17 protein-coding genes are annotated in these 21,209 nt (G+C 35.7%); 13 read left to right on the top strand and 4 right to left on the bottom strand.

The window, feature by feature from the left end; all coding sequences use genetic code 11:
• Positions 1–90 precede the first annotated feature (90 nt).
• On the bottom strand, positions 91–498 hold the full coding sequence (locus ACIQZ6_RS02885) for a hypothetical protein (protein WP_395808025.1): 408 nt from the start codon (positions 496–498) through the stop codon (positions 91–93).
• 214 nt (positions 499–712) lie between these two features.
• Here ACIQZ6_RS02885 and ACIQZ6_RS02880 point away from each other — a divergent pair, with 214 nt between their 5' ends.
• From ACIQZ6_RS02880 to ybeY, 5 genes are all read left to right on the top strand, one after another.
• Complete coding sequence (locus ACIQZ6_RS02880) at positions 713–3,223, top strand: zinc-dependent metalloprotease (RefSeq protein ID WP_395808023.1); 2,511 nt, start codon at positions 713–715, stop codon at positions 3,221–3,223.
• An 83-nt stretch (positions 3,224–3,306) separates the two neighbouring features.
• Positions 3,307–4,170, top strand: coding sequence for a phosphodiester glycosidase family protein (locus tag ACIQZ6_RS02875; RefSeq protein ID WP_395808021.1), 864 nt, complete (start codon positions 3,307–3,309; stop codon positions 4,168–4,170).
• Between the two features lie 106 nt (positions 4,171–4,276).
• Positions 4,277–7,615 (top strand): DUF4175 family protein, encoded by a 3,339-nt coding sequence (locus ACIQZ6_RS02870; protein WP_395808019.1) that lies wholly within the window; start codon positions 4,277–4,279, stop codon positions 7,613–7,615.
• Positions 7,612–8,034 carry an ATP-binding protein gene (locus ACIQZ6_RS02865; RefSeq protein WP_395808017.1) on the top strand — a complete coding sequence of 141 codons (423 nt, stop codon included), beginning with the start codon at positions 7,612–7,614 and terminating at the stop codon, positions 8,032–8,034. The genes ACIQZ6_RS02870 and ACIQZ6_RS02865 overlap by 4 nt, the downstream gene beginning before the upstream one ends.
• Positions 8,034–8,465: an rRNA maturation RNase YbeY gene (ybeY, locus tag ACIQZ6_RS02860; RefSeq protein ID WP_395808015.1), complete on the top strand. Its 432-nt coding sequence runs from the start codon at positions 8,034–8,036 to the stop codon at positions 8,463–8,465. Before ACIQZ6_RS02865 ends, ybeY begins: the two co-directional genes overlap by 1 nt.
• A 1-nt stretch (position 8,466) precedes the next feature.
• Here the strand turns inward: ybeY and ACIQZ6_RS02855 are convergent, their stop codons facing one another.
• Positions 8,467–9,177, bottom strand: coding sequence for a pirin family protein (locus tag ACIQZ6_RS02855; protein ID WP_395808013.1), 711 nt, complete (start codon positions 9,175–9,177; stop codon positions 8,467–8,469).
• Positions 9,178–9,264: 87 nt separating this feature from the next.
• On the opposite strand from ACIQZ6_RS02855, the gene ACIQZ6_RS02850 reads away from it, so the two are divergent.
• From ACIQZ6_RS02850 to ACIQZ6_RS02830, 5 genes are all read left to right on the top strand, one after another.
• Entirely contained in the window at positions 9,265–9,921 is a 657-nt protein-coding gene (locus ACIQZ6_RS02850) for an NAD-dependent epimerase/dehydratase family protein (RefSeq protein ID WP_395808011.1), read from the top strand.
• Positions 9,918–11,786 carry an ABC-F family ATP-binding cassette domain-containing protein gene (locus tag ACIQZ6_RS02845; RefSeq protein ID WP_395808009.1) on the top strand — a complete coding sequence of 623 codons (1,869 nt, stop codon included), beginning with the start codon at positions 9,918–9,920 and terminating at the stop codon, positions 11,784–11,786. The genes ACIQZ6_RS02850 and ACIQZ6_RS02845 overlap by 4 nt, the downstream gene beginning before the upstream one ends.
• Positions 11,783–12,034 carry a hypothetical protein gene (locus ACIQZ6_RS02840; RefSeq protein ID WP_395808007.1) on the top strand — a complete coding sequence of 84 codons (252 nt, stop codon included), beginning with the start codon at positions 11,783–11,785 and terminating at the stop codon, positions 12,032–12,034. Before ACIQZ6_RS02845 ends, ACIQZ6_RS02840 begins: the two co-directional genes overlap by 4 nt.
• A 51-nt stretch (positions 12,035–12,085) precedes the next feature.
• Positions 12,086–13,948, top strand: a complete 1,863-nt coding sequence (gene mnmG, locus ACIQZ6_RS02835; RefSeq protein WP_395808005.1) for a tRNA uridine-5-carboxymethylaminomethyl(34) synthesis enzyme MnmG — start codon at positions 12,086–12,088, stop codon at positions 13,946–13,948.
• Positions 13,949–14,081: 133 nt separating this feature from the next.
• Entirely contained in the window at positions 14,082–15,713 is a 1,632-nt protein-coding gene (locus ACIQZ6_RS02830; RefSeq protein WP_395808003.1) for an Ig-like domain-containing domain, read from the top strand.
• On the opposite strand, the gene ACIQZ6_RS02825 is transcribed toward ACIQZ6_RS02830, so the two are convergent.
• Both ACIQZ6_RS02825 and nadB read right to left on the bottom strand, forming a co-directional pair.
• Positions 15,694–16,215, bottom strand: a complete 522-nt coding sequence (locus tag ACIQZ6_RS02825; RefSeq protein WP_395808001.1) for a gamma carbonic anhydrase family protein — start codon at positions 16,213–16,215, stop codon at positions 15,694–15,696. The genes ACIQZ6_RS02830 and ACIQZ6_RS02825 overlap by 20 nt on opposite strands.
• A gap of 12 nt (positions 16,216–16,227) precedes the next feature.
• Positions 16,228–17,817 carry an L-aspartate oxidase gene (nadB, locus tag ACIQZ6_RS02820; RefSeq protein WP_395807999.1) on the bottom strand — a complete coding sequence of 530 codons (1,590 nt, stop codon included), beginning with the start codon at positions 17,815–17,817 and terminating at the stop codon, positions 16,228–16,230.
• Positions 17,818–18,228: 411 nt separating this feature from the next.
• Here nadB and nadA point away from each other — a divergent pair, with 411 nt between their 5' ends.
• Genes nadA through ACIQZ6_RS02805 form a run of 3 tightly spaced genes read left to right on the top strand, consistent with a single transcriptional unit; the run spans position 18,229 to position 21,187 of the window.
• Positions 18,229–19,221 (top strand): quinolinate synthase NadA, encoded by a 993-nt coding sequence (gene nadA, locus ACIQZ6_RS02815; protein WP_395807997.1) that lies wholly within the window; start codon positions 18,229–18,231, stop codon positions 19,219–19,221.
• Between the two features lie 3 nt (positions 19,222–19,224).
• Entirely contained in the window at positions 19,225–20,460 is a 1,236-nt protein-coding gene (locus tag ACIQZ6_RS02810; protein WP_395807995.1) for a dicarboxylate/amino acid:cation symporter, read from the top strand.
• Positions 20,461–20,467: 7 nt separating this feature from the next.
• Positions 20,468–21,187 (top strand): L,D-transpeptidase, encoded by a 720-nt coding sequence (locus tag ACIQZ6_RS02805; RefSeq protein WP_395807993.1) that lies wholly within the window; start codon positions 20,468–20,470, stop codon positions 21,185–21,187.
• Positions 21,188–21,209: the final 22 nt, after the last annotated feature.

Below are 21,209 nucleotides of genomic sequence, written 5' to 3'. Positions count from 1 at the left end.
CTTAAAATAATTTTTAAATGTATCAAAAGGATTTAGTTTGTTTCTAACTTGTATCATTAAAAAATTAGTATCGTAATCTTTATTTGATAGTCAAATCTTTATTGTCTCAGGACCCGATATTTTACTAACATGACAAATACACAGACCTCCAGAAATGACAAATTCTGCCGAAATCTTAGAATTATTAGTAGGAATACTTGCCGAAACTAACACAATATCGCCTTTCTCAGAAAGTTCTTGTAAGTCAGCGTCACTTGCCACAACATAAATTCCCTGTCCATAAAGACTATTAGTTTGCCTCATTGAACGGCCGGTCCGCTTGTTTACTGCACTATAACTAGTTACAATCACAGGACTCCCATTATCATCAAGGAATTTAACCGTTATCGTTCTGAATTCTTTAGTGCAGACCGTAGCTTCGCATATTTCTGTTTCAGAGCTTGAACAAGAAACAAGAAACACAAGCAGAATTAAGAAAAAAACTGGAAAACCTTTCATCGCTTAAAAATAAAAAAGAATTTTATTGAGGTAATTGAATTCGGTGAACTTAGGAAATAGTAACATTTAGGTTAATAAGAAATCTAAATAACCGTAATTTGAGACTTTTCATAATTCTGTAATTTTATTAATATAAAACAATAAATACTATACATATTCGGTTCAAATTATAAATTTGTAGATTACAAAAAACTAAACCATTATAAAATTGACTATGACAACAAAACTACGCAACATACGGTCAACTGCATTGGCCGCGCTTTTAATTGCAATGGGCTTGAATGACATACAAGCTCAAGACCGAAGAAAAAGTGATGCTCCAGCACAAGATCCTGCTAAACCAACTGCACCTGCTGCACCGGTTACTCCACCTAAATCGGGAATGAAGCCATATAAGGAGGTAATTACAGATAAAGCAAAAACAGATGTTGGACTTTTTAAAGTACATCGCCTAGATGGCAAATATTTCTACGAAATTCCTGATTCACTATTTAATCGTGAAATGCTCGTGGTAACCCGCTATGCAAAAACACCAACTGTTGACGGAACCTATGGAGGTGAAGAATTAAATGAACAGATCTGGAAATGGCAAAAACGAGATAAGCAAGTATTTATCCGCATCCCTTCATACCGTAACATTGCTGGCGAAAAAACAGATATGTTTGAATCTGTAAAAAACTCGAATTTAGAAGCAGTATTATCGGCTTTTGATATCAAAGCAATCAATAAAGATTCAGGTTCAGTAGTAATAGATGTAACAGAACTGTTTTCAAAAGATGTTCAGTCGCTTGGTTTACCTCAACCTGTTCGTACCCAATATAAAATTAGTGTAATGGATGAGTCTCGTACCTATATTGATACGATCAAATCTTTTCCAACAAATATTGAGGTGCGTTCTTTAAAAACATACCGTGCTTCAGACGCTCCGGGCGACAAATCAATTGGTTCAATGACCGTTGAAATTCATAATTCAATGTTATTATTGCCAAAAAATCCATACAAAGCACGTTTTTCGGATGATAGAGTAGGATTTTTCGGACAAAGTCAAACCGATTATGGTCTTGATGCTCAAAAAGCACAGGTTACAAGATATATCCACCGCTGGAAACTAGAACCAAAAGATCCTGAAGCTTATAAGCGTGGTGAATTGGTTGAACCTAAAAAACAAATTGTTTACTATATAGATCCAGCAACACCGGTAAAATGGAGACCATATCTGATTGCAGGTGTAAAAGATTGGAATGCAGCTTTTGAAGCAGCTGGATTTAAAAATGCGATCACTGCATTGGAGGCTCCAACTAATGACCCCGATTGGTCACCTGAAGATGCTCGTTATTCTGTGATTCGTTATTTTGCATCAAACATTGCCAATGCATATGGACCACATATTTCTGATCCACGTTCTGGCGAAATTATGGAATCTGACATTGGTTGGTACCATAATGTAATGAACCTTGTTCGTAACTGGTTCTTTGTTCAAACTGCTGCAATTAACCCAGATGCTCGTACTCCAAAATTTAAAGATGAAGTTATGGGTCAATTGATTCGTTTTGTTTCATCACATGAAGTTGGACATACGTTAGGGCTTCCACATAATTTTGGATCAAGTGTTGCCTACCCTGTTGATTCACTTCGTTCACCTTCTTTCACAAAAAGAATGGGGGGAACAGCGCCTTCAATTATGGACTATGCTCGTTTTAATTATATCGCACAGCCTGGTGATGAAGGAGTTATTTTATACCCAGGAATTGGTGAGTATGATAAATGGGCTATCAAATGGGGCTATACCTGGTTTGATAATCAAAGCCCTGAAGAAGAAGCAAAAACTTTAAATAAATGGACGATTGAAAGATCTGGAAACCCTGTTTATTTCTATGGACAGCAAACTGGTAATCCCATTGATCCAAGAGCTCAATCTGAAGATCTAGGTGATGATGCGGTAAAGGCATCTACCTATGGAATTGCTAACTTAAAGCGTATCCTACCCAATATCGAAAAATGGACCTATGAAGAAGGTAAACCATACGATAACCTAAAAGAACTTTACGGTGAAGTTCTAGGACAATGGAATCGGTATATGGGTCATGTGCGTTCTAATATTGGTGGAATCTATGAAAACGATAAAACATATGAACAAAAAGGTCCGGTTTACAGCCATGTTGCTAAAGCAAAACAAAAAACCGCACTTAAATTTATTAATGATCAGGCTTTCCTAACACCAACATGGATGCTTGATCAACAAGTATTAAATAAATTTGATAATGCGGGTATTGTTGATCGTTTGAGAAGAACACAAGTTGGCGTTTTAAATGGAATTCTTGACTTTTCACGCTTAAGTAGGGTTATCGATAATTCTGTAAAGAATGGTGCCAATGCATATGATATGGGAGAACTACTTTCAGATCTTAGAAATGGTATCTGGTCAGAATTAAAGACAGGTGCTAATGTAGATACTTACCGTCGTAATTTACAGAGAGCTTATATTGAAAGAATGGCTTACCTGTTAAATGAGAATGAAAGTCCAGTTCCACCTCAATTTGCAGCATTTGCTGGTCCGCAGATTGATGTATCGCAGTCTGATATCCGTCCAATGGCCAGACAAGAACTTAAGTTATTATCAGCTCAGGTTAAATCATCCATACCAAAATACTCAAGCGCGGTGATCAAATCACATCTTGAAGATGTACTTGCTCGCATTGAAGAAGCTTTAGATCCAAAGAAATAAAGCTCATACTCACAAAAGCCCCATACCATAACTGGCATGGGGCTTTTTTTATAGGTGCCCATTCAATATATTAGTAACAAAAAATGAAAGCGTTTTTATTTAGCACCTGTTTTTCGATTTTAATATCTTTCCAGCTTTTTGCCCAATCAGACTCTCTTGCCGTGATCAATGCAGAATGGCAAAAAGAAAAGATCAGTCAAGGGGTAGTCCTGAAAACATTCTGGTTTCAAAATTCTCTTTTCAATTCCAATCAGTTTGTAAGTATCCTGGAAATTAAACAAAAGAAAAAACTTGAATTTGATATTGGCTATGATCCAAAAAAACTGATTACTACTAGTGATTTTGGAACACAAGCCAATGCAATCGCTGCTCTTAATGGAACCTTCTTTGATATTGCAAATGGAGGATCAGTTGATTTTATTAAATCGGACGGAATTGTAATAAACGAGAATCGGCTTGGAAAAAATGGAAGCAGAGCTGGACACCAAGGTTCGGCACTCATAATAAACAAGGGCAGGATCACTATTGCTAAATGGGACGGAACACCGAATTGGGAAAAATCACTTGCAGGAGAAGACATAATGGTAAGCGGACCACTCCTTATCATAGATCAAATACATGAAAAACTCGATGCCAATAATGCATTTAACAAAACACGGCACCCTAGAACAGCGGTAGCGATTGCAAAAAACAAACGGATATTATTTATTACAGTTGATGGTCGGAACACCAACTCTGCTGGAATGAGCTTATTCGAACTTACAAAGTTGATGAGCTGGCTCAATGCCAATGATGCAATTAATCTAGACGGTGGCGGATCAACCACATTGTGGATCAAGAACTACAAAGAAAACGGCGTTGTGAATTTTCCAACCGATAATAAAAAATGGGATCATGAAGGACAGAGAAAAGTTGCAAATGTGGTACTCCTGAAGAAAAAAAAGTGATACTATTTAGAAACCCATTCTTAATAAGTGTTGTTTCCAGAAGATTTTATCAATAATGAACATATTTCGTTAATTTCATACTAATAAATTGACGTGTAAATTAACAATGAAGGCTTCAGAGGAAAACTACGTCTATCTAATTGAAAAAATTGACGGTTTTATCCGAAAATATTACCTCAATAAGGTTGTAAAGGGCTCTATATTCTTAGCCTCTTCACTTTTTGTGGCCTATATTGCTGTTACATTGGCTGAATATTTTGGTCATTTTGATCCAATTATTCGAAGTATACTTTTCTATACTTTTATTGGCGGAAACCTGTTTGTTATTGCCGCTTATATTCTAATTCCACTGTTGTCATACTTCCAACTTGGAAAAACTCTATCCCATGAACAAGCTTCAGCTATCATCGGACAGCACTTTTTGCCGGTCAAGGATAAGCTACTGAACACACTTCAATTAAAAAAACTTTCTGATTTAAATCCACAACAGCGATCACTTATTGATGCGAGCATCAATCAGAAAATTGCAGACCTTAGGTCGGTACCGTTTACCTCAGCAATCCCCATAAAAGAAAATCGTAAATATTTAAAATATGCGGTAGCTCCAATGGCCATTATTGTATTTATTTTCTTTGCTTCACCATCTATTTTAAGTGAAAGTACCGAACGATTAATCAATCATAATAAACAATTTATAAAACAAGCACCATTCCGCTTCGAAATACTAAACGAAAATTTATCAGCTATCCAGGGAAGCGATTATACCTTAATGGTAAAGCTTACCGGCGATGAGATCCCATCTGAACTTTATCTAGAAGATGGAGTTAATACCTTTAAATTAAGTAAAGAAAATACTATACGTTTTAATTACACCTTCAAGAATCTTCAAAAAAATAAAAAAATAAGACTTCGAGGTGGTGAATTTAGTTCTAATAACTATTTGCTTGAGGTTAAAGCCAAGCCAAGCATTAGTAATTTTGAAGTGTTTATTGAATATCCCGCATACTTGAATAAACGCAATAACGTGCTTGAGAATTCTGGAGATATAACCGTACCTGAAGGATCAAAAATTGATTGGAAATTTAATGCTCAAAACAGTGAGCAGCTAGATATAAAAATAGATAACCAAAAATATCTAATTGATCAAGCAAACGACAAGGTGTTCAGTTTTACACATAAAGCCAAAAAAAGCCTTATTTACCGTGTAAAACCTATCAACAAGGGTATGAAATCAGCTCAAGAAGTAAGCTATCAACTCCGGGTAATTCCAGATTTGGTACCAGCTATTGAGATAAATGAGAAACAAGATTCTATCACTAATAAACTGCTTTATTTTGTAGGACAAATTAATGATGACCATGGTTTTTCTAAACTAACTTTCAATTACAGAATAATATCTGAAGACCGAAAAAGCCCGGTAAAACCAAGTGTAAAATCTATTTCATTCAACAAGAATACTCTTCAGAGTAATTTCCTTCACGTCTGGAACGCAAGTGAAGCCGGAGCCGGTCCTGGTGAACAAGTTGAATATTATTTCGAGGTATTCGATAATGACGGGGTTAATGGTCCTAAAGCAAGTAAATCGGCTATGAAAACATTGAAATTGCCCTCAGAAAAAGAAATAGAAGAGCAATTGGAAAAAAACACTAGGCAAATCAAGGAAAAGATGGAACAGGCCATTAAAAAGTCTATCCAGGTGGATAAGGAAGCGAAAAAACTAAATCAGGAATTGCTTAATAAAACGAAGCTCTCTTATGAAGAAAAAAAACTGGTTGAAAACCTTCTCAAAAATAAAAATGAGCTTGAAGAACTGGTAAAGGATATACAGAAAGAAAACAAACTAAATCAATTTGAACAGAATGAACAAAACGAAAAGATACTGGAAAAACAAAAGCAGATAGAGAACCTGTTCAATAATGTGCTAGATGAGAAAACCAGAGAGATATTAAAAAACATTGAGAAACTCCTCGAAAAAAACAATACTAACCAAACCAGAGAAGAGCTTTCTAAAATGCAGATGGATAATAAATCATTGCAAAAAGAACTAGACCGAATATTAGAGCTCTACAAACAACTGGAGTTTGAACAAAAGCTAACTGAAACAATTGAAAAACTTAATGAATTAGCAATAGAGCAGGAGTCACTTAGCACAGAGTCTATTGAAAAAAATCCAAACCTGCAAAAACTAAAAAATGAACAGAACGTTTTAAAAGAAGAATTTAATAAGCTGAAATCCGAGCTGAATAATCTAGCGCAAAAAAACGAGGAGCTGGAACAAAAAAACAATTTTGAGAATCCCGAAAAGGAGCAGCAACAGATAGATCAGCAACAAAAAGAAAGTTCTGATAATCTGGAGAAAAAAGATCAGAAAAAGGCTGCTCTAAATCAAAAACAAGCAGCCTCGAAAATGAATGAACTTGCTAAGAAATTGGAGAAAATGCAGGAAGAAGGAGAAGAGAAAGAAAATGAAGTGAATACAAAAGAATTAAGAGAGGTACTTGAAAACCTCCTTATCAGTTCATTTGATCAGGAAAAAACAATGCAAGAGGTTAGAAGTATCAGTACCAATGACCCCAGATATGTTTTACAAACACAAAAACAGAAGGATATTCAAATTAATCTGAAAATGATCGAAGACAGTCTCTATTCTCTAAGTAAAAAAGTTCCACAAATTGAATCAGTAGTTAATAAAGAAATACAAACCATCAATTTAAATGTAGGCAGAGCTATTGAAAGTCTTGGCGAACGTAGAACAGCAGAAGCCAATCGAAATCAACAATTTGCAATGACATCAATTAATAATTTAGCACTCATGCTAAATGAAGCACTTGAGCAATTACAACAGTCGCAGCAAAATAGTAAGCCGGGTGGTAAGGGCAAAAAAAAACAGAGCTTATCGCAACTCAGTAAAATGCAGGAAACTTTGAACAAAAACATGCAAAAAGCCAGAGAAGAGATGCAAAAGCAGGGTCAACAACAATCTGGTCAGCAAGGAAATCGTAATAGTACAATGAGTGAAAAGCTTGCAAAAATGGCAAAAGAACAGCAAATGATCAGACAAGCCATGCAAGAAATAAACAGGATGGAGAATAAAGATGGCAAAGCCGGCTTAGGAAATCTTGATAAATTAGTTAAAGAGATGGAGCAAACAGAAATCGATCTGGTAAACAAAAGAATTAAACAAGAAACATTATCTAGACAACAAGAAATTTTGAGTAAACTGCTCGAAGCAGACAAGGCTGAACAGGAACGTGAAGAAGATCAAAAAAGAGAAAGTAGAGAGGGGGCTAATCAAACACCCATGAATCCAATAATATTGCAAGAGTATATCAAAATAAAACAAAAAGAGACCGATTTACTAAAAACAGTACCTCCTTCATTAAATTCATTTTATAAATTAAAAGTGGGAGAGTATTTTAAATTTTTAAATTCGGGCAATAAATGATTAATCAGATAGAAAACCCAGATATTACTTCGGTGTATACGCTGCAATTAGCTTCCACTACGAACAGCATTACCCTGCTAGAAAATTTTATCGATGAGCTGAGTATAAAATTCGGGTTTAGCGATCTACTATATGCTAACGTACTAACTTGCCTTAGTGAAGCTGTAGTCAATGGAATTGTTCACGGAAATAGGCAAAGCCCTGAGAAAAAAGTCTATATAAATTTGGAGGTAATAAAAGAAGAACAATTAGTTTTCACTATTACTGATGAGGGTGATGGGTTTAACTTGAATAGCCTACCGAATAGTGCGGCCACAGAAAATTTGACGGGAAGAGGTGTTTTTCTTATTAATAAACTAGCCGATCAATGTATCTTTAATTCAAAAGGAAATGAGCTAGAGCTTCATTTTAAAATTTAATGAGCCAACCAACCATACATTTTTTTACGGAAGATATATCCTTTAATTTAAAACAAAGGAGACTGCTTAAGACGTGGATAAAAAATACAATTATAGCCGAGGGGTTTAAACTAAGGGAGTTAAACTTTATCTTTTGCAGCGATAATTACCTGCTTTCAATCAACCAGAATTTTTTAAAACACGATACCCTTACAGACATCATTACATTCGATAATAGCGAAGATAAGCGAGTAATTGTTGGAGATATTTTTATTAGTTTGGAACGTATTCAGGAGAATGCAGAAAGCTTTGGTGTTACAATCAAAGATGAATTACACCGAGTCATGATACATGGCACCCTGCACCTTTTGGGCTATGCTGATAAAGCAAAAGAAGCAAAAGCACTAATGACAGATAAAGAAGACCTTTACCTGTCAAAAAGAATATTTTAAATTATTGCATTGGAATTTCAATGATCAGAACCTTTGAATTCTTCTTGAAATCAATTTCTAATTCTTCAGTATCATAAACACCCACAGCATCGCGATTTGCCAATACCGTATCATCTAATACTCCCTGTCCTTCAATAAAAAACACATAGGCTCCATTTCCTGGATGCTGAATCTTATAGCTTGCCTTTGAATCTGCATCAAAAGTACCTAGACTAAAAAAAGCATCTTGATTAATCCACATCGTTTTTTCACTCTTAATCGGTGATACAACAGTCAGAAATGAATTATTCGCCGCCACCAAATCATAATGTATCTGATCATAACGGGGCTCTATATTTCGCTCCTTAGGAAACACCCAAATCTGAAGCAGATTAACCGCCTCACTTGAAGATCCATTATATTCAGAATGCTGAATACCTTTACCGGCCGACATAATCTGAACTTCTCCATATTCAATATTCCCAACAGAACCCAAGCTATCTTTATGGGCTAAAGTACCCTTCAACGGAATGGTAACTATCTCCATATTATCATGCCCATGCGTTCCAAAACCCATACCGGGTGCTACAATATCATCATTCAAAACCCTCAATAAGCCAAAATGAACCTTAGCTGGATCGTGATAGTTAGCAAAACTAAATGAATGCGCTGCTTTAAGCCAGCCATGATCCTGAATTCCACGATCTGCTGCACGGTGAATAATCTTCTTCATACGATTAATTTTTAATTATATGTTTAAACACACCATATTAATTCCAAACCTAATATGCGTACCTTTGGTCATTAATTAGCAAAATAAATGCCATATAGCGTCATTTTAGTAGGGGCAAGCGGCCTTATTGGCAGTAATTTATTGTCAGAATTGATCCGGTCTGAGGCAATATCAGAAATTCTTTTATTGGTCAGAACATCAAATGGTATCTCTAGTTCTAAAGTTAAGGAATTGATAGTGAATTTCGATGAACTAAATAGTTATTTTATTGATAATCAAGCAGATATAATATATAGTTGTTTAGGAACCACCAAAAGTGAAACGCCCAATTCATCCTTATATAAACAAATAGATTTAGAGTATCCACTCAATCTTGCAAAGCTTGGTAAAAAGAACGGAGTTGCACAATTTCATATTATCAGTTCATTGGGAGCAGATGCCGGATCTTCTAATTCCTATCTAAAACTAAAGGGCCAACTAGAACAAGAATTGAAGAAACTGTGTTTACCATCACTTCACATTTATCAACCTTCATTTTTAATTGGTAATCGTAACAAATATCGTCTAGCCGATAAGATAATGAAACCAATTTTCAGGCTAATTGATCCATTACTGCTGGGTCCATTAAAAAAATACAGAAGTATCAAAGCTACTGATGTGGCGAGAGTGATGCTCAATCAATCCATAAAAGACCTGAAAGGCACATTTATATATCCTTCCATACAAATACAAGAATTAGCGTGAGTATATTATCTACCGAACAATTAGGGCATTCATTTAACGATAACTGGCTTTTTAAAGATCTATATCTGGGTCTAAATAAAGGAGACCGTGTAGCTTTAGTTGGCATAAATGGGACAGGTAAATCTACCTTGCTTCGTATACTTTCTGGTTTACTGGCACCAAGTCTGGGCAAAGTGGTAACCGAAAGAGACCTAAGAATAGGATATCTAGAACAAGATCCACAATTCCAGAATCAGGAAACCATCAGCGACTTTATTTACTCTATTGGTAATGAAAAACAACAACTGATCAGACAATATGAAGAAGCAGTTGAACAGGAAGTTCATGACGAAAAACTCTTGAACAGGTTGATGGATGAGCTGAGTAATGCCAACGCTTGGGAATATGAATATGAAATAAAGACCATTCTTGGTAGAATGGGCATACAGCATTTAGAGCAGAAAATTACAACCCTTTCTGGCGGGCAAAAAAAGCGTCTTGCACTAGCCAAATTACTTATTGACGATCCAGATGTTTATATTCTAGACGAGCCCACCAACCACCTCGACATTGAAACGATTGAGTGGCTAGAGAGTTATATGACCGGGGGGCAAAAAACCATCTTACTTGTAACACACGATAGGTATTTCCTGGATAATGTTTCAACAAGGATCATCGAGCTAGACAGGGGGAAACTTCAAAATTTTAACGGAAACTACAGTTATTATCTGGAGAAAAAAGCAGAACAAAATGCTGCAGAAGATGCCACGTTCAGTAAAAACACAAACCTGCTCAAAAAAGAATTGGAGTGGATGCGCAGACAACCAAAAGCCAGAACCACCAAATCAAAATCAAGAATAGATTCGTTCTATGAGCTGGAAGAAAAAACCAAGGGTCGTAACGTAAAATCTTCTTTAGAGTTAAGTGTTAATGTGTCAAGACAAGGGAATAAGATTCTTGAATTGGAAAACATCAGCAAAAGCTTTAACGGAAAATCCATTATCAATAACTTTAGCTATACATTCAAAAAAGGAGACAGAATTGGTGTAGCTGGCAAGAACGGGACAGGAAAATCAACACTTCTGAATATTGTAACAGGAGCCATTCAAGCAGATAACGGCAAAGTGCTTGTAGGAGAAACAACGGTATTCGGATACTACCGTCAGGGTGGACTTGAATTTAAAGAAGAAGAACGAGTTATTGATGTGGTTAAAAATATAGCAGAATACATTACCATGGCAGATGGAAAAACCTTGACTGCCAGTCAGGTCTTAACCCACTTTCTTTTTCCACCTGCCAAACAATATGGAATGGTAAATAAGCTTAGCGGTGGTGAAAAGAAAAGGCTTCAATTAATGCGGGTTCTTATGAAGAACCCCAATTATTTGATTCTGGATGAGCCTACTAATGATCTGGATATAGATACCTTAAATGTACTTGAAGATTTCCTGATTAACTTCCCTGGAATTTTGATGTTGGTTTCACACGATAGATATTTAATTGACAGACTAACTGATCAGCTGTTTATTTTCGAAGGCGATGGAAATGTTCCTATCTATTCGGGTAATTACACAGATTATAGACTTGAACAGGAAGAACCTAAGAAGCCTACCAAATCTGTATTAAAAGCAGAAATAATTAATTCTGAACCTGAGGTACAGAAACGGAAACTGAGTTTCAAAGAAGAAAAAGAACTACAGAGCCTTGAATCAGAAACAGAAGAGCTTGAAAAACAGGTGGCGATACTAACTTCAGAATTAAACTCAGGTATTACAGATCATGCTCAATTGTCTGGAATCGCTATAAAAATAAAGGATTTAAAAGACACTATTGATGGCATGACCCTCAGGTGGCTAGAACTTACAGATTTAAAAGACAATAGATGAGCATATCAGATATAATAGCATCAATTGGGGTTTCACTTTTATTAATCGCTTTTTTTCTGAATCTAAAAAAGATAATGGGCACGGATAATAAATGGTACAGTGGGCTCAACATTGTTGGTGCAGCACTTTGTGGTTATTCATCCTACCTAATAGCATTCTACCCTTTTGTAATACTAGAAGCGGTTTGGGTTCTGGCAGCATTAAGTTCTTTTGTAAAGCGTGTTCCACGTGAAACAATTATTAAATAGTAATGATTAATTTTAAAAAAAATTATTGTTCCACGTGGAACATCAAAAAAAATGTTTGACAAATACGATGTAATAGTTGTTGGCGCGGGGCATGCGGGCTGTGAGGCTGCAGCAGTAGCAGCAAACCTGGGCTCAAAGGTTTTGCTCATTACCATGAACATGGAAACAATTGCACAAATGAGTTGCAATCCTGCAATGGGCGGAGTAGCTAAGGGGCAAATTGTGCGCGAAATAGATGCTCTGGGCGGTTATTCGGGAATAATAACCGATAAAACAACCCTGCAATTTAGAATGCTAAACAGCTCAAAAGGACCGGCCATGTGGAGTCCTAGAGCACAAAGCGACAGGAAAAGATTTGCTGAAGAATGGAGGCTAGCACTAGAAAGAACGCCCAACGTAGATTTTTGGCAAGATACTGCTACCTCATTATTAATTGAAGATGACCGGGTGCGTGGAGTAAAAACATCACTCGGAATAGAAATTACTTCAAGGGCGGTGGTGTTAACAAATGGCACATTCCTTAATGGAATTATTCATATAGGCGAGAAAAAATTTGGGGGCGGTAGAACGGGCGAAAAATCAGCAACTGGAATAACAGAACAATTAGTTGAATTGGGCTTTGAAGCAGGAAGAATGAAAACCGGTACTCCGCCACGAGTAGATGGCCGCTCACTCGACTATTCAAAAATGGAAGAACAATGGGGCGATGATAAGAGAGGAAGGTTTTCGTATACCGATGTAGAACTACCTAAAGAACAAAGATGCTGCTGGATAACCTATACAAATTCAGAAGTACACGAAACACTAAAAGAGGGTTTTGAAAAATCGCCTATGTTCACAGGAAGAATTAAAGGACTAGGACCAAGGTATTGTCCATCCATAGAAGATAAAATAAACCGCTTCGCAGAAAGAGACAGACATCAGATTTTTGTAGAACCCGAGGGTTGGAATACTGTAGAAATTTATGTCAACGGATTTTCAACCTCACTACCAGAAGATGTTCAATATAGAGCATTAACAAAAATTCCAGGGTTTGAGAATGCAAAAATGTTTAGGCCCGGATATGCAATAGAGTATGATTTCTTTCCACCAACTCAATTAAGTTTAACACTCGAAACCAAAAAAATTAAAAATCTGTATTTCGCAGGACAAATCAACGGAACAACGGGATATGAAGAAGCGGCTTGCCAAGGATTTATGGCAGGAATTAATGCTCATCTAAAAATAAACGAAAAAGAGGAGTTAATACTAAAAAGAGCGGAATCCTATATTGGAGTATTAATAGATGACCTGGTTACAAAAGGAACCGAAGAACCATACAGAATGTTCACCTCTAGAGCAGAACACAGATTGTTATTGCGTCAAGACAATGCAGATATTAGACTAAGTCAAATTGGGCATAAATTGGGCCTAATTAATGATGAAAGACTAGAAAAAGTAAATCAGAAAATAAAAAATTCGGATACCATCGTAACTTATTTAAAAAACACATCTATTGCACCAAGCGCTATAAATAATATTCTAGAAAAGCAGGGTACACCGGGAATAAGCCAAAATGTTAAACTGTTTCAATTAATCACCAGACCTCAAATCAGTTTTGAAGATCTTAGAAAAGCAGACCCAAACTTTAATACTATCTTAAATTCTTATGATCAAGAAACAGTTGAACAAGCAGAAATAAAAGTTAAATACGAAAGCTATTTTGAGAAAGAATTAGAAATAGTTGATAAAATGAAAAGGATGGAAGATCAAATTATAAATCCTGAATTTAATTATCGCGAACTTGTATCTCTTTCAAAAGAAGCCCGCGAAAAGCTAATGAAAATAAAGCCAAGAACTTTAGGTCAAGCTTCTAGAATATCTGGTGTTTCACCTTCTGATATTTCGGTTTTAATGGTTCACATGAGTAGATGATATGTAAAACATTGATTAACAATAACTTACACAAAAATTGGGTTCACAAAAAAACATTGTTTATAGGACACTTTCTAGGGTGTGCCAATATTATTATTCCAAAACAATATAAAATTCGCCAGAGGGCTTAAAAATGGCAAAAATTAAAAAGACAATATTTTTAACATTTCCGGGACTGGTATTTTTATACTCCTTGTTCCTGATATCGTGTGCAAGTGTCCAATCGCCAACCGGTGGACCAAGAGACACCATCCAACCCGTCATAGTTAAAGAAATACCCAAAAATTTAACAAGAAACTTTTCGGGATCTGAAATTGAAATAGAGTTTGACGAATTTGTTAAGCTCAGTAATGAATTTACAGAAATAAGCGTATCACCCGCGATGGACATACCGCCTGTCTATAAAGCAAAAAAGGAAATACTGAAACTCAGCTTTGAAGAGGCTTTACAAAAAAACACTACCTACACCATTAATTTTGGAAAAGCAATTGCTGATGTAAACGAGGGTAACATCCTAAAAAATTACAGTTACGTTTTCTCAACTGGCGATCAAATAGATTCCCTGTCCATTTCTGGTAAAGTTATTAATTCACTTACCAAACAAAAACTAAAAGACGTTACGGTTTTCATTTTACCAACAAGTCAGGATTCACTATTCGGAAAGAAAAAAGCTAGCTTCTTTACAACAACAGATACTTCGGGAACATTTAAACTATCAAATTTACGAGAAGATAACTATCGAATCTATGCGCTAAGTGAACAAGGGGGCGATCGAATCTATAATGGAAATTCTGAAGAAATCGGATTTTTGAATCAGGAAATAAATCTTAATAAAGATACAAGCAATATAGAGCTACGGGTTTTTAAAGAGGTACCAAAACTGTTTTCAATAACCGACAGAAAGATTGAAACCGATGGCCGAATCACCCTAATATTCAATAAAGCCATTCTTAACCCTTCGCTCACTATATTAGAACCAATCGAACTAAATACAAGTAAAACTGTAGAGTTTTCAACCACCAGAGATACGGCTCTAATCTGGCTTCCTGAACTTAGTTTTGATTCCATAAAAGTTGCTGTGAACTCAAAAGAAATAGGCTTAGATACAGTTGTTCTGAGAAGAAACAAAAGAGACACGTATACCCCATTGGTTAGTATAACCGATAATATTATTGGAACCAAAATAAGACCAGGCTCAGAACTTGCAATCAAGTTTTCATCACCCATAAAATCATTCGATAATAAACTTATAACTATACTAGAAGACTCAGTAGCACTACGGGGTTATGAACTAGTAAAAAACGAAAAAAGCCCAAAAACATATACCATAAAATACCCCTGGAAGCTCAAGAAACAATATATTTTAAAACTAGAGAGTGGTGCTTTCACAGATATACTGGGCACTAAAACAAAGGTCTATGCCAGAAAATTTGATCTCGATAGTGAAGATAATTATGGAAGTATATCTATTAAAGTTGGTGTACCAGACACCAGTAAAACCTATATCATACAATGGCTTAATGACAGCGATAAAGCACTAAGACAAGACCGGATTAGCAAAAACACGGTATTGAATTATACCCGATACCCAACAGCAAAGTACAAGATAAGAGTCATCTACGATGAGAATAATAATGGGGAATGGGATACTGGAAATATAATCTTAAAGAGACAGCCCGAAAATACCTGGACATTTGAAAAAACCATATCCTTGCGACCAAACTGGGATCTGGAAGAGGTAGTAACTATTCCGAATCCGGGATAAACCAGTTGGAATACATTTTATAGTTTTCTGGCAACTTCTTTAATAACGCGATCTGTTCTTCGGTTAACGGTTTGATCTTCTTTGCGGGTACACCAGCGTATAAATAACCAGATTCACAAACAGTGTTTTCAAGAACTATAGCTCCTGCAGCAATAATACAGAACTCTTGTACAACAACATGATCCATTACGATTGCCCCCATCCCTATCAACACGTGGTCTTGTAGGGTACATCCATGTACCAGCGCATTATGCCCAATTGAAACATTACTGCCTATACTAGTAGCGGCACTCAAATAGGTACAATGAATAACTGCACCATCCTGAATATTGGTATTATCACCAATCCTAATGTAATTTACATCTCCTCTGATCACCGCGTTGAACCATACAGAACAATGATTACCCAGGGTAACGTCACCTACAATAGTAGAATTTTCTGCTAGAAAACAGTTTTCACCCATCACTGGATAAACACCTTTAACTGGTAAGATTAGTGGCATAATTTATACATTTTAAAAAACTGTGTCGTGAGGGTCTTGGGCGTGAGGCTTATAATCTGTAGTATAATGAAGCCCACGACTTTCTTTGCGCATCATGGCCGACTTAATTACTATATAGGCATTTTGAATAACATTTCTTAATTCACAAAGTTTAACAGAAAGGGTGGTCTTTTTATAGAAACTCTCGGTTTCTTCATGTAATAAACCCAAACGCCTTAAGGCGCGTTCTAATCTGAAATCAGATCGAACAATACCAACGTAATCGCTCATGACCTTTTGGGTTTCACGAAGATTATGGGTCACTAAAATATCTTCATTCGATAATCTAGTATCTGTTTCATCCCACTCTGGTATATTATCAGGAATAACATTATTCTTAAACACTTTAATAGCGTGCTCAAATATTCTATGCGCAAAAACGGGTGCCTCAAGAAGAGAATTTGAAGCCAAACGGTTTGCACCATGAAGCCCAGTAGAGGTACATTCACCACAAGCATACAAGCGGTGTATCGACGATTTGCCATGTTCATCAACCAATATGCCGCCACACATATAATGTGCGGCCGGGGTTACCGGAATCATGTCATGTGTCATATCTATTCCAATACTCAAACACTTGGCATAGATATTTGGAAAATGAGATAAAATATCAGCCTTGGCACGATGCCGTATATCTAAATAAACAAAATCATCTCCCGACTTCTTCATTTCTGCATCTATTGCGCGAGCCACAATATCACGCGGAGCAAGAGAGCCTCTATCATCGTAATTCTGCATGAACTCTTCGCCATTCTTTGTTTTTAAAACACCGCCAAAACCTCTAACAGCTTCCGAAATTAAAAAAGAAGGATACTCGCCCGGATTATATAAAGCTGTGGGATGAAACTGTATGAATTCCATATTCCGAACTTTGGCTTTAGCACGATAAGCCATTGCAATTCCATCGCCTGTGGCTATTACAGGATTGGTAGTGGTGGCATAAATATGACCGGCACCACCAGAAGCCATTAATGTAACTTTAGATAAAAACTTTTCTACTTTATTTGAGGCGGTATTTAAAGCATAAATACCATAACATTCAATATCTCCAGATTTTTTGTCTACAAACTCACCAATATGATGTTGTGTAATAAGTTCAACAGCAAAATAATGGGTTAAAATTTCAATATTGGGATTACTATGAATTTGTGCTAATAACGCCCGTTCTATTTCAAACCCGGTTATATCCTTATAATGTAGCACCCGACTTTCAGAGTGTCCACCCTCTTTGGCAAGATCAAATATTCCTTTTTTTGTTTTATCAAAATGGGTACCGTATTTAATAATTTCATCAATACGAGCGGGACCTTCTTTTACAACTATTTCAACTATGTGCTTATCACATAAGCCATCTCCAGCAATAAGGGTATCTTCTATGTGTTTATCAAACGAATCTTCCTGCTTATCAACAACAACCGCTACACCACCTTGAGCATATTTTGTATTAGATTCATCTTCATTTGCTTTTGTAACTATCAGAACCTTTCCATATTGTGCTGCTTTTAATGCAAAACTTAAACCGGCAATTCCTGAACCAATAACTAAAAAATCAACATTCTTCATAGAATAAAAAAAAATAAAATATATCAGCAGTAAAGCTCATGTTAATAACCTCATCAAAGATGTTAATTTAGTGGTAATAGTAGTTGAATAAAATACTAACAAGCTTATAAATTGTTCAATTCAACCGAAATTAGTTTATTTTTGATTTAGTTTTAATCAAATAAATAGGAGTATTCCACTTTATGTAAATTCTAAAAAATAAACATATAACTAATTAAAAAATAATTAGGATAATTAAACTACTTGTTAATCAATACGATAGCATTAAATAATTGTTTAGAAATTGTTAAGAATTAATTAAAACAAATAAATCATATACATTTTTATATTTTTTTTAAACATTACCAACACGCTAATAAACAATAAGAATCTTATTTAAAATATAAATTGTATTTATTGAATAGTTGATAAATGAATACCTTCGAAGAACTTAATAGCAAAGGATTTATAGACGAACCGATTGACCCATCGCTTGATCTATTCGCAGAAATTAAACGTTTAAAAAAAGAAAAAAATGCGGTTATACTAGCACATTATTACCAGGAGCCAGATATTCAGGATATTGCAGATTATATTGGAGATAGTCTTGGTCTATCGCAAGAAGCAGCTAAAACCGATGCCGATGTAATAGTTTTTGCTGGTGTACATTTTATGGCAGAAACCGCAAAAATACTATCTCCTCAAAAGAAAGTATTATTACCAGATTTAAAAGCAGGTTGCTCTTTATCAGATAGTTGTCCGCCACGATTGTTTGCAAAATTTAAAGAGAAGTACCCCGATCATATGGTTATAACCTATGTGAATTGTACTGCAGAACTGAAGGCTATGAGTGATATTGTATGTACTTCATCTAATGCTGTTCAGATAGTAGAAAGTTTACCAAAAGATCAAAAAATAATCTTTGGACCCGATAAAAATCTAGGTGCATATGTAGCAAAAAAAACAGGTAGAAATCTAGTTCTTTGGAATGGTGCATGTATGGTTCATGAAATATTTTCACAACAAAGAATATTAAAATTAAAAAATAGACATCCCGAAGCTATTTTTATTGCTCATCCTGAATGTGAAGAGTCTATTCTTAAAATGGCTGATTATATAGGCTCTACTACTGGATTATTAAAATATACAATTAACAATCAAGCTACAGAATTTATAGTTGCTACCGAAAGTGGAATAATTCACCAGATGGAAAAGGCTAGTCCGAATAAAACGTTTATTCCGGCGCCACCAAATAATTCATGTGCATGCAATGATTGCCCACACATGAAAAGAAATACGCTAGAAAAATTATATTTATGTATTAAAAATAATCTTCCTGAAGTAAATGTTCCAATGGATATTATTTTAAAAGCACAAAAACCCATTGAGCGAATGTTAGAAATATCTGCAAAATTTGGATTATAAATTATGAATAACCAATCATCCGGTTTTCTTAAAAATTATAGTAGTATTCTTAAATTATTGCTAGGAATTATAGTAGGAACCATCTTGGGTTTACTATTGGGTAAGAAAGTTGAGGTACTTAAACCTCTTGGAGATATATTTTTAAACCTGCTTTTCACCGCAGTTATTCCTCTTATTTTCTTTGCAATATCTTCTTCTGTAGCCAATATGGACAGGGATAAAAAGATGGGTAAGATTATGTTTTTAACCCTACTGGTTTTTGTTGGAACTGTTTTTATTTCAGCCGTTTTAACCGTATGTACCGTTTGGTTATTCCCTTTACCTCAAACCATAGAAAATACTGTACTGGTGGTGGATGAAATGAAAACTCAAAGCTGGGGTGAACAGGCTACTAGTTTGTTAACTGTGAATGAGTTTTATGAACTTCTATCCCGCAAAAGCATGCTTGCTTTTATTATTTTTTCATTGCTTATTGGGTTTGCTACTTCCAGATCTGCTGAAAAAGCTGAGCCGTTTAAAAAATTTCTTATTGCCGGCGATGAAGTAATGAAGCAACTTCTTATTCTGATAATGAAAATTGCTCCAATTGGTCTGGGTGCTTATTTTGCCTATCAGATTGGTGTATTTGGTCCTCAGTTATTTGGAACCTATGGTCATTCAATGGCTATTTATTATGGATTAAGTTTGTTTTATTTTATCGTTTTCTTCAGTCTTTTTGCTTTTATTGCTGCAGGAATTCCCGGGGTTAAAATTTATTGGAAAAACAATATAATTCCCTCTTTTACTGCATTAAGTACCTGCAGCAGCATTGCCACTATTCCAGTAAATTTGACCGCCGCCAGGGCAATGAAAGTTCCAGATCATATAGCCAACCTAGCAATTCCCCTTGGGGCACCACTTCATAAAGACGGATCAAGTATTTCTGCAATTATAAAAATTGCAGCAGTTTTTGCAATTATGGGCAAAGATTTTATGAATCCCGAAACAATAATTATTGCTTTAGGGTTAACGGTTATCTTGAGCACTGTTGAAGGCGGAATCCCAAATGGAGGATATATTGCCGAGATTATGATCATGACTGTTTATAATTTTCCGGTTGAAATGCTTCCCGTTGTCATGATTATTGGCACACTGGTCGATCCAATGGCTACATTATTAAATGCAACTGGCGATACCGTTTCTGCCATGCTGGTTACCCGGTTTTCGGAAGGAAAAGACTGGTTAAAAAATGCTATTTAATATTTCTATGAATCCATTATTATTCATTGTTTACTTATTATTTATATTTTTCTTCAACAAGCCCGAAGATCTTCATACGCTATTTAAATCCTCGCAACTTATCGTAGTTACCTCGGGTTCATGGAATAAAATTGAGGGAGAAATGAATGTTTATGAATACGAATCGGGTGCATGGAAATTGGTTCTAAAGGATATTCCAATCGTGACGGGCAGAAGCGGCATGGCTTGGGGAAAGGGTTTACATCCAACAGAACTCAATAAAGGCAGGTTAAAAAAAGAAGGTGATGGCAATTCACCCGCCGGCATATTTTATTTAAGCGGCTTATTTGGATACCAAGAAATAAACGCTAAAATGACTTCTCTGAAAGTTGATCTGCAAACCTTTTGTGTGGATGATTCTAAATCAGCTTTTTATAATCAAATAGTGAAAACAGACACGGTTAAAAAAGACTGGGACTCGGCCGAAACCATGCGAATGAAAAGCGATGTTTATAAGTACGGAATCTTTGTTGATTATAATACCAAGCCCGTAACACCTAACGGGGGCTCGTGTATATTTATGCATATTTGGAGTGGAAGCACCAGCCCGACGGCGGGTTGTACCGCGATGAAAGAGGCCGATATTTTGAAGCTTATTGATTTTCTTGATCAGAAGAAAAACCCCATTCTGGTTCAGTTACCGCGTTCAGAGTATGATCAACTGAAACACCGGTATAAATTACCCTAGCCTAATCGTATTTCTTGTTTTT

It is taken from the genome of Daejeonella sp., assembly GCF_044348475.1.
GTDB lineage: Bacteria > Bacteroidota > Bacteroidia > Sphingobacteriales > Sphingobacteriaceae > Daejeonella.
Note: the sequence above shows the minus strand (reverse complement) of the source record. Positions and strands in the feature narration are given on the sequence as shown.